This is a genomic window from Streptomyces sp. B1I3, assembly GCF_030816615.1.
GTDB lineage: Bacteria > Actinomycetota > Actinomycetes > Streptomycetales > Streptomycetaceae > Streptomyces.
Window position 1 is genome coordinate 387,922 of the sequence record NZ_JAUSYD010000001.1, and the last position, 12,646, is coordinate 400,567.

Annotated in this window: 15 protein-coding genes and 1 pseudogene; 7 read left to right on the forward strand and 9 right to left on the reverse strand. The window is 72.2% G+C overall.

Features of this window, described 5'->3' with window-relative positions:
• Positions 1 to 5 precede the first annotated feature (5 nt).
• From QFZ58_RS01800 to QFZ58_RS01820, 5 genes are all read left to right on the forward strand, one after another.
• A complete protein-coding gene (locus QFZ58_RS01800; protein WP_307128746.1) occupies positions 6 to 767 on the forward strand; it encodes a DeoR/GlpR family DNA-binding transcription regulator in 762 nt (253 codons plus the stop codon).
• Entirely contained in the window at positions 764 to 1,711 is a 948-nt protein-coding gene (pfkB, locus tag QFZ58_RS01805) for a 1-phosphofructokinase (RefSeq protein ID WP_307123093.1), read from the forward strand. The genes QFZ58_RS01800 and pfkB overlap by 4 nt, the downstream gene beginning before the upstream one ends.
• A gap of 93 nt (positions 1,712 to 1,804) precedes the next feature.
• Entirely contained in the window at positions 1,805 to 3,820 is a 2,016-nt protein-coding gene (locus QFZ58_RS01810) for a fructose-specific PTS transporter subunit EIIC (protein ID WP_307123094.1), read from the forward strand.
• 4 nt (positions 3,821 to 3,824) lie between these two features.
• A complete protein-coding gene (locus QFZ58_RS01815) occupies positions 3,825 to 4,097 on the forward strand; it encodes an HPr family phosphocarrier protein (RefSeq protein WP_307123095.1) in 273 nt (90 codons plus the stop codon).
• On the forward strand, positions 4,094 to 4,531 hold the full coding sequence (locus QFZ58_RS01820) for a protein phosphatase (RefSeq protein ID WP_307123096.1): 438 nt from the start codon (positions 4,094 to 4,096) through the stop codon (positions 4,529 to 4,531). Before QFZ58_RS01815 ends, QFZ58_RS01820 begins: the two co-directional genes overlap by 4 nt.
• 118 nt (positions 4,532 to 4,649) lie before the next feature.
• On the opposite strand, the gene QFZ58_RS01825 is transcribed toward QFZ58_RS01820, so the two are convergent.
• Together QFZ58_RS01825 and QFZ58_RS01830 are read right to left on the reverse strand one after the other, a co-directional pair.
• Positions 4,650 to 4,937 (reverse strand): hypothetical protein, encoded by a 288-nt coding sequence (locus QFZ58_RS01825; protein ID WP_307123097.1) that lies wholly within the window; start codon positions 4,935 to 4,937, stop codon positions 4,650 to 4,652.
• 142 nt (positions 4,938 to 5,079) lie between these two features.
• Positions 5,080 to 5,511, reverse strand: a complete 432-nt coding sequence (locus tag QFZ58_RS01830; RefSeq protein ID WP_307123098.1) for a DUF2000 domain-containing protein — start codon at positions 5,509 to 5,511, stop codon at positions 5,080 to 5,082.
• A gap of 87 nt (positions 5,512 to 5,598) precedes the next feature.
• Here QFZ58_RS01830 and QFZ58_RS01835 point away from each other — a divergent pair, with 87 nt between their 5' ends.
• Positions 5,599 to 6,444 carry an AraC family transcriptional regulator gene (locus QFZ58_RS01835; RefSeq protein ID WP_307123099.1) on the forward strand — a complete coding sequence of 282 codons (846 nt, stop codon included), beginning with the start codon at positions 5,599 to 5,601 and terminating at the stop codon, positions 6,442 to 6,444.
• On the opposite strand, the gene QFZ58_RS01840 is transcribed toward QFZ58_RS01835, so the two are convergent.
• The 6 genes from QFZ58_RS01840 to QFZ58_RS01865 all read right to left on the reverse strand — a co-directional run bounded on the left by QFZ58_RS01840 (position 6,405) and on the right by QFZ58_RS01865 (position 10,428).
• Positions 6,405 to 6,914, reverse strand: a complete 510-nt coding sequence (locus tag QFZ58_RS01840; protein WP_307123100.1) for a DUF664 domain-containing protein — start codon at positions 6,912 to 6,914, stop codon at positions 6,405 to 6,407. The two genes, QFZ58_RS01835 and QFZ58_RS01840, sit on opposite strands and share 40 nt — an antisense overlap.
• Before the next feature lie 72 nt (positions 6,915 to 6,986).
• On the reverse strand, positions 6,987 to 8,003 hold the full coding sequence (locus QFZ58_RS01845) for an alpha/beta fold hydrolase (RefSeq protein ID WP_307123101.1): 1,017 nt from the start codon (positions 8,001 to 8,003) through the stop codon (positions 6,987 to 6,989).
• Between the two features lie 97 nt (positions 8,004 to 8,100).
• Positions 8,101 to 8,334 (reverse strand): hypothetical protein, encoded by a 234-nt coding sequence (locus tag QFZ58_RS01850; protein ID WP_307123102.1) that lies wholly within the window; start codon positions 8,332 to 8,334, stop codon positions 8,101 to 8,103.
• An 8-nt stretch (positions 8,335 to 8,342) separates the two neighbouring features.
• Positions 8,343 to 9,020 (reverse strand): TNT domain-containing protein, encoded by a 678-nt coding sequence (locus QFZ58_RS01855; protein ID WP_307123103.1) that lies wholly within the window; start codon positions 9,018 to 9,020, stop codon positions 8,343 to 8,345.
• Positions 9,021 to 9,159: 139 nt separating this feature from the next.
• Entirely contained in the window at positions 9,160 to 9,600 is a 441-nt protein-coding gene (locus tag QFZ58_RS01860) for a nuclear transport factor 2 family protein (RefSeq protein ID WP_373428504.1), read from the reverse strand.
• 102 nt (positions 9,601 to 9,702) lie between these two features.
• Positions 9,703 to 10,428 (reverse strand): DUF4230 domain-containing protein, encoded by a 726-nt coding sequence (locus tag QFZ58_RS01865; protein WP_307123105.1) that lies wholly within the window; start codon positions 10,426 to 10,428, stop codon positions 9,703 to 9,705.
• Positions 10,429 to 10,840: 412 nt separating this feature from the next.
• On the opposite strand from QFZ58_RS01865, the gene QFZ58_RS01870 reads away from it, so the two are divergent.
• Entirely contained in the window at positions 10,841 to 12,040 is a 1,200-nt protein-coding gene (locus QFZ58_RS01870; RefSeq protein WP_307123106.1) for a 4-hydroxybenzoate 3-monooxygenase, read from the forward strand.
• A 63-nt stretch (positions 12,041 to 12,103) separates the two neighbouring features.
• On the opposite strand, the pseudogene QFZ58_RS01875 reads toward QFZ58_RS01870, so the two are convergent.
• A pseudogene (locus QFZ58_RS01875) lies at positions 12,104 to 12,620 on the reverse strand (glycoside hydrolase family 48 protein); the annotation flags it as partial.
• Positions 12,621 to 12,646 lie beyond the last annotated feature (26 nt).

Below are 12,646 nucleotides of genomic sequence, written 5' to 3' on the forward strand. Positions count from 1 at the left end.
ACCACATGTACGCACCGGAGCGGCAGCAGGAGATTCTGCGCCTCGCAGGCGAGAGCGGCCGCGTCGACGTCCTCTCCCTGGCCGAGCAGTTCCAGGTGACCGCCGAGACCGTCCGGCGCGATCTCAAGGCTCTCGACAGGGCGGGACTTCTGCGCAGGGTCCACGGTGGCGCGATCCCGGCCGGGCGGCTCGGATTCGAGCCGGATCTCGCGGAGCGGGACGTCGTGGCCGCCGACGAGAAGGACCGCATAGCGGCCGCCGCGCTGGGGGAACTGCCTGCCCGGGGAAACATCATCATCGATGCCGGGACGACGACCGCCAGACTGGCCGGTGTCGTCCCGATCGACTGCGGTCTGACCGTCGTGACCCACGCGCTGCCCGTGGCAGCGCGCCTCTGCGACCACCCGGGCATCTCCCTGCACCTGGTCGGCGGGCGGGTCCGCCACCGCACCCGCGCCGCCGTCGACGCCTGGGCCCTGCGCGCGTACGGCGAGCTCAACGCCGATGTCGTCTTCCTCGCGACGAACGGCTTCTCGCCCGACGGCGGCCTGACCACCCCGGACCTGGCCGAGGCGGCGGTCAAGCGTGCGGTGATCGCCGCGGCCCGCAGGGTGGTGCTCCTCGCCGATTCCGGCAAGGCGGGCCAGGAGCACTTCGCCCGCTTCGGCGACCTCTCCCACGTCGACCTGCTCATCACCGATACGGGGCTCAGCCCCGAGGACGCCCGGGCCATCGAAGGCCTGGGCACGGAAGTAGTACGCGCATGATTCTCACCGTCACCCCCAATCCGAGCCTGGACCGGACGTACGAGCTGCCGGGACTCGTCCGGGGCGCCGTCCTGCGGGCCACGTCGGACCGCGTCGACCCCGGTGGCAAGGGCGTCAACGTCTCCCGCGCCGTCGCCGCCGCCGGTCACCGCACGGTCGCCGTCGCACCGCTGGGAGGCCCCGAAGGGGCGTTGCTGGCCCGGCTGCTGGGCGAGCACGGCATCGAGGCCGCCGGGGTGCCGATCGCCGGCAGCACCCGGATCAACATCACCCTCGTCGAGCCCGACGGCACACTCACCAAGGTCAACGCGGCCGGACCCGAGATCGGGCCCGCCGAGGCCGACGCCCTGCTGGACCGGGTGCGGGCGCGGTCGGTGGGCGCGGACTGGATCGCCTGCTGCGGCAGTCTGCCGCGCGGGCTGCCTCCGCAGTGGTACGCCGAGCTGGTGTCCCGCAGCCACCGCGCCGGAACCCGGATCGCCCTGGACACCTCGGGCCCGGCGCTGGTCGCCGCGCTGCCGGAACGCCCGGACGTGATCAAGCCGAACGCCGAGGAACTGGCCGAGGCCGTCGGCCGCCCGCTCGCGACGGTCGGTGACGCCGTCAAGGCGGCGCAGGAACTGTGCGAGCGGGGGGCACGGTCCGTACTGGCCAGTCTGGGTGCCACCGGGCAACTGCTGGTGGAGGAGTCCGGAGCGTACTTCGCCTCGGCGCGGGTGGACGCGGTCCGCAGCGACGTCGGCGCGGGGGACGCCTCCCTCGCCGGCTTCCTCACCGCCGGCGGGAGGGGCCGGGCGGCCCTCACCTCGGCTGTGGCCCACGGCGCCGCCGCGGTCCAGCTCGCCGGAAGCGTCATGCCGACACCGGCCGGCCTCGATCTCTCCGCGGTCGTCACGACCGCCGACGTCCCCCTGGACCTCGCCCTTGGACAGCCGGCGCCATGACCGCCCCGGCCTCCTACCGCAGTTCGACGCCCCGTTTCCCCGATCCGTCCCCCCGATCCGTCCCAGGACGGTCCACGAGCAAGGAGCCCCGCGATGAGTGAGCTGATCACCGCGGAACTGGTCGACCTCGATCTGTCCGCCGAGACGAAGAGCGCAGCGAGCCGTTCACTGGCCGGACGGATGGTCGCGGCCGGCCGCGTCACCGACCTCGACGGCTTTCTCGCCGACGTGGCGGCCCGTGAGGCACAGATGCCGACCGGCCTGGACGGTGGCATCGGCATTCCGCACTGCAGGAGCGCGCACGTCACCGCACCGACGCTGGCCTTCGGCCGCAGCACGCGCGGCATCGACTTCGGAGCCCCTGACGGGCCCGCCGACCTGGTCTTCCTGATAGCCGCGCCGGCCGGTGCGGACGACGACCACCTCACCATGCTGTCGAGCCTGGCGCGGCGGCTGATGGACCCCGCTTTCACGGCAGCGCTGCGGGCGGAGAGTGACCCGGCCGCCGCCGCGGCCCTGGTCGGCGGCGAAGAGCCCCCCGTGCCGGCGGAGCCCGAGGAGGCTTCCGGGGCTCCTGAAGCCGCCCAGGAGCCGTTCCGGATCGTGGCCGTGACGTCCTGCCCCACCGGCATCGCGCACACCTACATGGCCGCCGAGTCGCTGGAGGCGGCCGCCCGCGCCGAAGGGGTCCTCCTCAGCGTCGAGACCCAGGGCTCGGCCGGGTTCGAGCGGCTGGACCCGGCCGTCATCGCCGCCGCGGACGCGGTCATCTGGGCACACGACGTCGAGGTGCGGGAGAAGGCGCGGTTCGACGGCAAACCGGTCGTGGACGTCGGTGTGAAGGCAGGGATCAACCGTCCCGCGGAGCTCATGGCCGAGGCCCGCGTCAAGGCCCGGCGCGGCGAGATCAGCCGGCTCTCCGCGGACCGCGACGGCGCGGACGACGGCGCGGGCGGCGGCGGCTCGGCGCATTTCGGTGTCCGGCTGCGGACGTACCTGATGTCCGGTGTCAGCTACATGGTGCCGTTCGTCGCGGCCGGAGGGCTCCTCATCGCCCTGTCGTTCGCCATCGGCGGCTACGAGATAGCGAGCGCCAGGTCGGTCGCCGAGCACTTCGCCTGGAGCGAGGCGGACAGCTGGGCGGCCCTGCTCAACCAGATCGGCACGGCCGCCTTCGGCTTCCTCGTCCCGGTACTGGCCGGATACATCGCCTACGGGATGGCGGACAGGCCGGCGCTCGTCCCCGGTTTCGTCGGCGGAGCCATCGCGCTCACCATCGACGCGGGCTTCCTCGGCGGCCTGGTCGCCGGGCTGCTGGCCGGGGCGGTGGTGATGGCCATCCAGCGGGTGAAGGTGCATCCCACCCTGCGCGGCATCATGCCGGTGCTGGTGATCCCCCTGCTCGCCTCCGTCGCCGTCGGCTTCCTGATGTTCATCGTGGTCGGAAAGCCGATCGCCTCGCTGCAGAGCGCCCTGACCGACTGGCTGAACGGGCTGTCGGGCTCCAACGCGGTCGTGCTCGGCGTCGTCCTCGGCCTGATGATGTGCTTCGACATGGGCGGACCGCTGAACAAGGTGGCGTACGCCTTCGCGGTCGGCGGCCTGGCCGACCCGACGCCCGGCAGCCTCAAGGTGATGGCTGCCGTCATGGCCGCGGGCATGGTGCCGCCGCTGGCGATGGCTCTGGCGACGACGGTGCGGCGCAGGCTGTTCAGCCGGACCGAACGCGAGAACGGCCGGGCCGCCTGGGTCCTGGGCGCCTCGTTCATCAGTGAGGGCGCCATCCCGTTCGCGGCGGCCGACCCTCTGCGGGTCATTCCGTCCGTGATGGCCGGCGGGGCGGTCACCGGCGCGCTGTCCATGGCCTTCGGCTGCACGCTCCGCGCCCCGCACGGCGGCGTCTTCGTCGTCCCGCTGATCGGTGAACCGTTCCTGTACCTGCTCGCGGTCGCCGCCGGCACGGCGGTGGCCACCGGCCTGGTGATCACCCTCAAGGGCCTGAGGCGAAGCCCGCAGGCCGCCGACGCGCCGGCCGAGGAGCCGAAAGTCCCCTCACCGTCTGAGCCTCGCGGAAGAATCCGTGAGTCCGCCCCCGCCCCACAGGAGTGAACCCATGTACCAGCGCACCGTGTCCGTAGGCTCCCCCAGCGGGCTGCACGCCCGTCCGGCCTCCCTGTTCGTCCGCGCGGCCGCGCGCCAGCCGGTCCGCGTGACCGTGGCCCGCGACGGCCGCGACCCGGTCGACGCGCGCAGCATGCTGTCGGTGCTCGCGCTGGCGGCGCAGCACGGCGACTCCCTGGTGCTGTCCGCCGTGGGCGAGGGAGCGCAGGAGGCGGTGGAAGAGCTGGCCGCCCTGCTCGCCCAGGACCTGGACGCGACGGTGTGAGCGTTGAGCAGTGGGACCCTGCGGCCGAGGGCGTCCTGCGGCTGCCCTCGGGGCGGCTGGTCCGTGGACGGGGTCTGCGGCGCCCGCTGCCCGAGGGCCTCACGCCGACCTTCGCGGTGCACCTGCTCGGGAGGCGACCGCCCCCGGTCGCCTGGGAGTCGCGGTGGCTGCGCTGGCCGGACTTCCGGCTTCCCGCCGACCGGCCCGCGGCCCGGGGCGTGCTCGGGGAGGCCTGGAACCGGGCCGCCGGGGAGCGGGTGGAGGTCGCCTGCGCAGGGGGCCGGGGGCGGACCGGTACGGCCCTGGCGTGCCTGGCCGTGCTGGACGGTGTCCCGGCGGACGAGGCGGTCGGCTTCGTCCGCCGGCACTACCATCCCGGCGCCGTCGAGACTCCCTGGCAGCGACGGTACGTCCGGCAATTCGCCCGACCATGACGGCTACGGCCCGTCCGCGCGGTGACGTCACGGCGTGCGGACGGCCGAGCACGGCGACGGCCGAGAAGACGGCGACGGCTCTGTGCCGTGGCCGGCCGCCGGTCCGGGAGGCCTGGCGTCATTCCACCGTGTGGGGGGTGGGGACGGTTGCTCCGCCCCCCGCGCGTACCGCCTCGACGACCCTCTGGTGGAAGGAGCGGCTGGCTTCCTCGGAGGGACACGGCACCGGACTGCCTGCCAGCGTGAACCAGTCGGAGGCACCGCTGAACTGCACGGCCACCTCGGCCTGCCCCTCGGACCATGTCGTGTGTACGGTCAGATCCCCGTTCACGACGCCTACCTCTTCGGTGCGCACTCCGCCTGATCCCGCGAAGACACCGCAGGTAGTCCACGATGCCCAGTTCATGACGCGTCGCCTTTCGGAACGATGACGAGCCTGTCGAGCGGACTGATTCGAGTATGGCACCGCACCCCCGCACTCGCACATATGTACCCGCGAGTACCCGTTCGGTGACACCGCGGTGTGGCGGGCGCCGGCCGGACGGCGGTCAGGGGTGCATCGACGCGCCCTTGAGGATCTTGTCCACCGCGTTGCGCGGCCCGTACACGGCGAGTCCCACCAGGTCCATCCCCTCCCGCCCCACCGCCCGGACGGCCGCCCGGTTGGCCTTGTCGTGTCCGGTCGCGAAGAGGTCGGAGGTGAACACGGCCATGGCCACGCCCCGGCCGACCGCCCGGGTGTGCGCGGTCGTCAGCAGTTCCTTCGGCCCTGCGAAGACGAGCACGGGCTGACGGAACATCGGCAGGTAGGGGGTGTCGTCGGCGTCGGCGTACGGTTCGCCGATCACCTCCGGTACGTGCGTGCCGAGGCCGCTGACCAGGAAGGCGGTCACGTTGAGCCGCTGCCAGGTCTCGAGGTCGTCACGGAGCAGAACAGCGATCTTGGTGTCGAAGCGCACGGGCGTGTCGTCGTCGGTCATGGGAGAAGCCTGCCAAGCCGTCCGTCGCGCGTCTTGTACGAACTTTGCATGCCTCACCGGCGCGGACCGCTCTTGTAGTCTTCCCCCATGGGTGCACGTCCGGACATCACCGCATGGCGTCCACCGGTCGAGGGAATCGACGAGGTCTTCCACGCGTTCTTCGCCGATCACGCCTACCCCATGCACACGCACGACGCGTGGACGTTGCTGATCGTCGACCAGGGTCTGGTCCGCTACGATCTCGACCGCCACGAGCACGGTGCGCCGAGTTCGGTGGTCACGCTCCTGCCTCCGCACGTTCCGCACAACGGTGACGCGGCGACTCCCGAGGGCTTTCGCAAGCGTGTCCTGTACCTCGACACCCGCCAGATCGACGCCGCCCTCATCGGGCGCGCCGTGGACCGCCCGGTGCTGCACGACCAGCGGCTGCGGCACCGCGTCCACCAGCTCCACCGGACGCTGGAGCGGCGTGGTGACGAACTGGAGGCCCAGAGCCGGCTGGCCCTCGTCTCCGAACGCCTGGCGCGGCACCTGCGCGACCAGCTGGACGTGCCTCCACCGGTGCACGACCGCCGGGTCGCCCGGGAACTGCGGGAGCTGCTCGACCAGCGGTTCGTGCAAGGGCTGACGCTGCGCGAGGCGGCGGACCGGCTGCACGTCCACCAGACCCATCTGGTGCGGGCCTTCAGCCGAGAATTCGGCATGGCTCCGCACCAGTACCTGACGGGCCGTCGGGTCGACCTGGCCCGGCGCCTGTTGCTCGGGGGCATGCGGGCGCCCGACGTCGCGTCGGCGGCCGGTTTCTACGACCAGTCGCACTTCTCCCGGCACTTCAAGCGTGTGGTCGGAACGAGCCCGGGCCACTACGCGCGCACAGCCAAGGACGTCACCGGCTACCGGCGCTCCAGCGAGCCGCGGACGAACGCCGCCTGACCCGCGTGCTGCAGGTCGTCGGCGATGACGCTGATCAGCCGGACCCCGAGCGTCACGGGCGGCGACCACGCCTCGTCCACGATCCGGTCCAGCGCGCGGCCGTCGAGCCCTCCGATGAAACCGATGCTCTGCTCGTGCACGGCGTCGTAGTAACCGAGGAGGAGTTCGGCCGAGGACACCTGCACGGACGCCACCTCCTCACTGCTGTGCCCGTAACCGGTCGAGCCTTCCGCGAGCGGCAGTTCGAAGCGGGAGGCCCAGTCCTGCGCGAACCAGACCTGCTCGGTTCCCGCGGCATCGGAGACGTGGTCGTCCTGGACACGCGAGAGGTGCCACACGAGCCACGCGATCGTGTTCGCGCCGTCGTCGACCCTGGCGTTGAGTGCGTCAGGCGAGAGCCCTTCGACGGCCGCGTGCACTGCTTCCTGGATGCGGTCGAACGCTTCGGTGAGCAAGCCTGCACTGTTCATACGACCACCATCGCCGGTCCGTGGGCCGGGCTCCGGCTGCGACACGACGCCGAGCCGGTTCCCCGGCCGGCGTCACCCGTGCAGGGCGTGCAGCCACGTCGTCAGCAAACCGTTGACCTCGTCGGCGCGTTCCTGCTGGATCCAGTGCCCGCCGCCCTCGAGGATGTGCGAGGAGACCAGTCCCGGGAGCGTCGTCGGGTAGGCGGCGATCGCGTCGGCCAGCCAGGCGGTGGAGGCGTCGAGGGAGCCGCCGATGAAGAGCGCGGGTGCGGTGAGCCGTGCGCCGTCCCAGGCGGCCAGGTCCTCCCAGTCGCGGTCGACGTTGCGATAGCGGTTGAGGCCGCCGGTCAGGCCGGTCCTCCCGAACTCGGCGCCGTACACGTCGAGGTCCGCCTCGGAGAGCCAGGAGGGCAGCGGCCCGCGCACGAACCGGTCGCGCATGCGCGCGCCCGCGGGCACGAAGAAGGGCGAGCCGGCTCCGGGGGGTGCCATCGTGTCGGCGGAGAGCGAGGTGTAGAACCCCGCGAGCCAGCCGCGCATGTCCGGCGCGATCTCCGCCTCGGCGCGGCCCGGTTCCTGGAAGTAGCTGATGTAGAACTCCTCACCTCCGCCGATACGGGCGAAGGCATCCGTGGGCCGGACCGGGTTCCACGGGGTGTACGGGACGCTGAGCAGGGCCGCGGCGGTGAACATGTCAGGGCGCAGCAGGGCGCTGTTGGCAGCGATGGGCGAGCCCCAGTCATGACCGACGACCGTCGCCGTCTCATGGCCGAGCGCGTGGACGACGCCGACGTTGTCGGCGACGTGGGCGGTCATGCGGTAGGCGTCCACGTTCCCGGGGACGCAGGAGCGCCCGTAGCCGCGTACGTCGACGGCGACCGCCCGGTAGCCCGCGGCGGCGAGCGCCGGCAACTGGTGGCGCCAGGAGTACGAGGTCTCGGGGAAGCCGTGGATCAGCAGGACGAGGGGGCCCGCGCCCTGTTCGAGGAGGTGGATGCGGCCACCCGGCACGTCCACCAGGCGGCTCACCGCCCCCGGGACGGTCGCGGAGGGCTCGGGTGCGGAGGCGGCGGGTACGGGGTGCGGCATGGCTTCTCCTCGGTCCTGGGAACGTCCGGCGTCACGATCTTTTCGACGTGACCGCCCTGCGGACAAGGGAACTTGCCATTTCGGCAAACCGCCGGTCTCAGACGAGCAGATGCAGAAGGTGTGCGCAGGCCGACGCCTCGTCCGGGTGCCGGGCCAGGACCTCGTACCTGCCGCGTTCGTAGGCTCCGGTCTCCCACACCCCCTCCGGCGACCTGCGCAGGAACAGGAAGTCGGGGGGCGTGGGGACCGGTTCGTGCACGCCCTGGATGCGGTAGTAGCCCTCGGCCACTCCTGCCGCGTCGAGCGCGGTCCGCAGTCCGTGGCGTTCCATCGCGGCGCTTACGCGCCCACGCGCTCGAGATAGGCGTGGTCCAGCAGCCACTTGACGTTGAGCCGCTCCCCCGCGCCGGGGTCGAGGAACACCGCGTCGAGCTTGATCTGCTGCCCGCCGCCCGACTGCTCGAACCACGGCGCGATGCTGCCCTGCCACGCCCAGAACGACTTGGTGACCTTGTAGACGCGGTAGTCGCACGGCACGGCCGCGTCCCGGGTGTTGAGGTTCTGCGGGGGCAGGGCGCGCTCCGCGTACGCGTCGCCCGCCGGTGCCAGGTAGCCGCCGTACTCGGAACCGAAACGGTCCAGCCGCTGTCCCGGGCGCAGCTTGGCGGGCTCCTTGTCGATCTCGCCGTTGACCTCGGCGAAGCCGTCGTCGGGCGGGTACTTCCAGTTCCCGGTGTCCGTGGGGCCCTCCCAGTACTTCTTCAGGAAGGCGGCCGGCGACAGCGCACCCGTGCGCTTGTACCCCTTGAGCAGCGGGCCGACGGGAGCCTGGGTCGTGCGGGGCAGCCACTTGGGGCCCAGCCGCGCGTCGTCGAGGAACTCGCCGGTGCACGGGTCGTGGCCGGCGGCCACCGTGGACGGCAGGTGCTCCTGGCGCGGAGCCGCGCTCGCGGCGGGGGCTGTCACCAACCCGGCGGCGATGCCGATCGCGGCAAGTGCGGTGCGGTTACGGTTCATTCACAAGTCCCCTCGGTCACCGATGGCTGCTCGGAGCAGCTGACGTAGGGTAACCGCTCGACTGCGAGGAGTCGTCGCGCCATGCCGCCGGAAACCCGCCCGGGCAGGCCGGGCGGGTTGCGTGCGGGCGCGGGTGGACTCAGCCCGCGGACGGCTCCGGGAGGAGTCCGTCGGCTGCGAGACCCGCGAGGACGGCCGCACCGAGGGCCTGGACGGCGGACATCGGGCGGACCATCACGGTGAACTCGGCGATGCGCCCCTCCTCGTCGAACTGGAGGAGGTCGATCCCGTGGATCTCCTTGCCGTTCACCGACGCCTTGAACAACAGGATGTCGGAGCGCGCCGGGGTGTCTTCGGCGCTGGTCAGGGCCTCGCCTTCGAACTGTCCGACGTAGCGGAAGTCCTCGAACGTGCGCAGGAGTACGCCGAAGAGGCCGAGCACCATCGGCCTGCCCTCGAACGGCGTGAACTTCACCGGGCTGAAGAGGCGGATGTCCTCGGTGAACAGGTCTGCCAGCGCAGCGAGATCACGCTTCTCGACGGCGCTCCTGAAGCGTTCGGTGATTTCGGCAGCGGTCATGGTCATCACTCCCCGGGGTCCGTGCGGCCGACGTCGCGGCCGGGCACGCCCGCGAGTATGGCGCAGCCCCGCGGTCCCATGACCGCGGGGGCACCGCACCCCTCAGGTGCGCGGACCCACGTAGTGCACGGTGACCTTCTCGAAGCCCAGCGATTCGAGGAGTCCCCGGAGCATGGCGGTGGTGTTCCTCTCCGCCCGCAGGGTCAGGCCGCTCTCCTCGGCCGCTTCCCCTATGTGCTCGGCGGCGAGCTTGTTGACGGCCTGCTCGCTGCCGGGGTTGTCGGAGAAGAGGTCACCGAGCCGGTCAAGCAGGCCCCGCTGCTTGGACACGGCGTACGAGCGGTCCGGGTCCAGGGCCGGCTTGCCCAGCACCGCGTGAGGCAGGCGCAGTTCGGCCGTCGTGCGCTTCTCGTCGACGACGACCCCGTTCGCGGCCACCTTGCCGAGGTCGACGGAGGCCTGGACCGTGCCCGCGCCCACGTACAGCGTCCGGGTGCCGCGAACGGCGTCGGGGAGGTACTTCGCGTCCTTCTCCAGGTCGACGACGACCTGGAAGTTGCCGGAGGCCGCCTCGTACGCGCTCATGTCCTGGATCGACTTGAGCACGGCGGGACCTGAGCGGTCCGTGGTCTCCTCGGCGAAGAGGCCGCCCAGGCCCGGCAGGAGGCTCAGCCTGCTGCCCAGGAGCAGCAGGACCAGCCCCGCGACGCACACGCCTGCGAACGGCAGGCATCCTCGCGCACGGGAGCGGGAACGGGAGGGCGAGCGGGGCGTGCTGCCGCCGTCGGGGTCCCCCGCACTGTCTGTCCTTACGTCAGTGGACGTCATACCCTGCGTGTGACCCCGCTCGCCGGATTCAGTCCGGTGGGTATCCCGATTACGCCAGATCATGTACGGGCGGGGCGGGACCGGGCCGCTGCGCCCTCTCTTCCGGCGAGTTGCTCGCCGGCCGTCGTTCGCCCTTCCGCGGAAGCCGGCACGACGTGGGGCAGGAGCCGGCCGGAGTTCTCGCGCCTGCGGCGGCTTGGGTCCCGCGGCGGCGAAGGACCGGCGGCCGCCGGTCGCTTCCCGAGCTCTCCGCGTCATCGGTGCCGGTGCCCGCCGACCGGCGCTTCGAGCGAGGCGACGGCCCCGTCCGGGCATTCGCCGGGTGGATCGCACGCATCCGGAGAATCGATTTCCCTCACCGCCGGCTCCGGGCCAAGGTGGTTCCGTTCGTTCTTCGAAAGGTGAGACCCCTGTGGACACTGCTCTGCCCCTCCCCCGGCGTACCCGTGTCGGCATAGTCGGAGCCGGACCGGCGGGTCTGCTCCTGGCCCGGCTGCTGCACGGGCACGGCGTCGAGTGCGTCGTGCTGGAGAGCCGTGACCGGGCCTACGCCGAGCGGCGCCAGCGCGCCGGGATCCTGGAGCAGGGCGCGGTCGACGCGCTGCGTGCGTGCGGGGCGGGCGCGCGGCTGGAGCGCGAGGGGATCGCACACGACGGGGTCGAGCTCCGCTTCGACGGGCGCTCGCACCGGATCGACTTCCCGGCACTGACCGGCGGCAGCCGGGTCTGGGTGTACGCGCAGACGGAGGTGGTCAAGGACCTGATCGCACTCCAGGTCGCCGAGGGCGCGCCCCTCCTGTTCGAGGCGGAGGCCGTCGCCGTGGAGGGCGCCACCACCGACCGGCCGGTCGTCCGGTACCGGCACGCGGGTCGCGACCTCACACTCGAGTGCGACTACGTGGTCGGCTGCGACGGATTCCACGGGGTGACCCGGCGGTCCGTGCCCGACGGCGTGTCGCGGACGTTCGACCGGACGTACCCGTACTCCTGGCTGGGTGTCCTGGCGGACGCTCCGCCGGTGTACGACGAGTTGGTCTACGCGCACTCGCCGCGCGGCTTCGCGCTCGCCAGCATGCGCTCACCCGCCGTGAGCCGCCTCTACCTCCAGGTGCCGAACGGCGAGGACCCCGCCGCGTGGTCCGACGACCGGATCTGGGACGAGCTCGACGCCCGGCTGGCCTCGGCCGGCAGCCGGAAGCTGGAGCGCGGTCCGCTCACGGCCAAGTCCGTGCTGCCGATGCGCAGTCACGTGACCGAGCCGATGAGTCACGGGCGGGTGTTCCTCGCCGGGGACGCGGCGCACATCGTCCCGCCCACGGGCGCGAAGGGGCTCAATCTCGCCTTCGCCGACGTGGCCGTGCTCGCCCGTGCCTTCGACCACCTGGCACGGACCGGGTCCGCCGAGTTGCTCGACGCCTATTCGGACACGTGCCTGCGCCGGGTGTGGCGCGCCGAGCACTTCTCGTACTTCATGACGACGACGCTCCACGCCGATCCGGCGCAGAGCCCTTTCGACGCCCGCCTCCAGCTGGCGCAGCTGCACCGGCTCGCCGACTCGCCCCATGCGGCGGCGGAGTTCGCCCACAACTACACGGGGCACTTCCCCGGGTAGGTGGGGGCGTCGACGCCCGGCGGCTGCTGAACCGGCGGCCCAGGCGGCGTCCCTGTGGTCCGGTCACTCACTCAGGGAGATCGGCATGGGCCCCAGGGCGAGCGCGATGTCGGCCCGGGCCCGGAACCGGTGGTGGGTGAAGGCCGGAGCGGCTCCGCCGTCCAGGTAGGCCTGCGCCTTCGGCCAGTTCGGGCCGTCCTTGCGGAACGACCGTGGAACGACCGGACGGAGAGGAACGTCGAGCCGTTGTCGACGGTGTCACCGTCGGGCACGGCGCCCGTCCAGCCGCCGGGACGTACACCGGGTCGTCGAACCGGCTGCAGTCGGCGCGCGGCTCCGGCACCGCCGTCCCCGTGTCGTCCTGATAGTGGCTCCACATCCCGTCGAGCAGCCCCTTGGTCACGGCCTTCGCTCGCGCGTCACCGGACGTGGCGGCGTCGCAGGTCGGCGTCCTGGCGTAGGCACCGGGAGCGGGCGCGTTCCAGGTGTCGGGGGCACCGGGCCACGTGAGCGTGGACGGCACGAGACGGGTGCCGTCCGGATCGACGGTCGTCTCGGAGAGGGCCCGGTCGACCCACTCGAAGAACGCCTTCCCGGCGCTCCAGG

Coding starts and splice junctions, on each gene's coding strand:
- QFZ58_RS01800 (WP_307128746.1), top strand. CDS start 6: ATGTACGCACCGGAGCGGCAGCAGGAGATTCTGCGCCTCGCAGGCGAG.
- pfkB (WP_307123093.1), top strand. CDS start 764: ATGATTCTCACCGTCACCCCCAATCCGAGCCTGGACCGGACGTACGAG.
- QFZ58_RS01810 (WP_307123094.1), top strand. CDS start 1,805: ATGAGTGAGCTGATCACCGCGGAACTGGTCGACCTCGATCTGTCCGCC.
- QFZ58_RS01815 (WP_307123095.1), top strand. CDS start 3,825: ATGTACCAGCGCACCGTGTCCGTAGGCTCCCCCAGCGGGCTGCACGCC.
- QFZ58_RS01825 (WP_307123097.1), bottom strand. CDS start 4,937: ATGAACTGGGCATCGTGGACTACCTGCGGTGTCTTCGCGGGATCAGGC.
- QFZ58_RS01830 (WP_307123098.1), bottom strand. CDS start 5,511: ATGACCGACGACGACACGCCCGTGCGCTTCGACACCAAGATCGCTGTT.
- QFZ58_RS01835 (WP_307123099.1), top strand. CDS start 5,599: ATGGGTGCACGTCCGGACATCACCGCATGGCGTCCACCGGTCGAGGGA.
- QFZ58_RS01840 (WP_307123100.1), bottom strand. CDS start 6,914: ATGAACAGTGCAGGCTTGCTCACCGAAGCGTTCGACCGCATCCAGGAA.
- QFZ58_RS01845 (WP_307123101.1), bottom strand. CDS start 8,003: ATGCCGCACCCCGTACCCGCCGCCTCCGCACCCGAGCCCTCCGCGACC.
- QFZ58_RS01850 (WP_307123102.1), bottom strand. CDS start 8,334: ATGGAACGCCACGGACTGCGGACCGCGCTCGACGCGGCAGGAGTGGCC.
- QFZ58_RS01855 (WP_307123103.1), bottom strand. CDS start 9,020: ATGAACCGTAACCGCACCGCACTTGCCGCGATCGGCATCGCCGCCGGG.
- QFZ58_RS01860 (WP_373428504.1), bottom strand. CDS start 9,600: ATGACCGCTGCCGAAATCACCGAACGCTTCAGGAGCGCCGTCGAGAAG.
- QFZ58_RS01865 (WP_307123105.1), bottom strand. CDS start 10,428: ATGACGTCCACTGACGTAAGGACAGACAGTGCGGGGGACCCCGACGGC.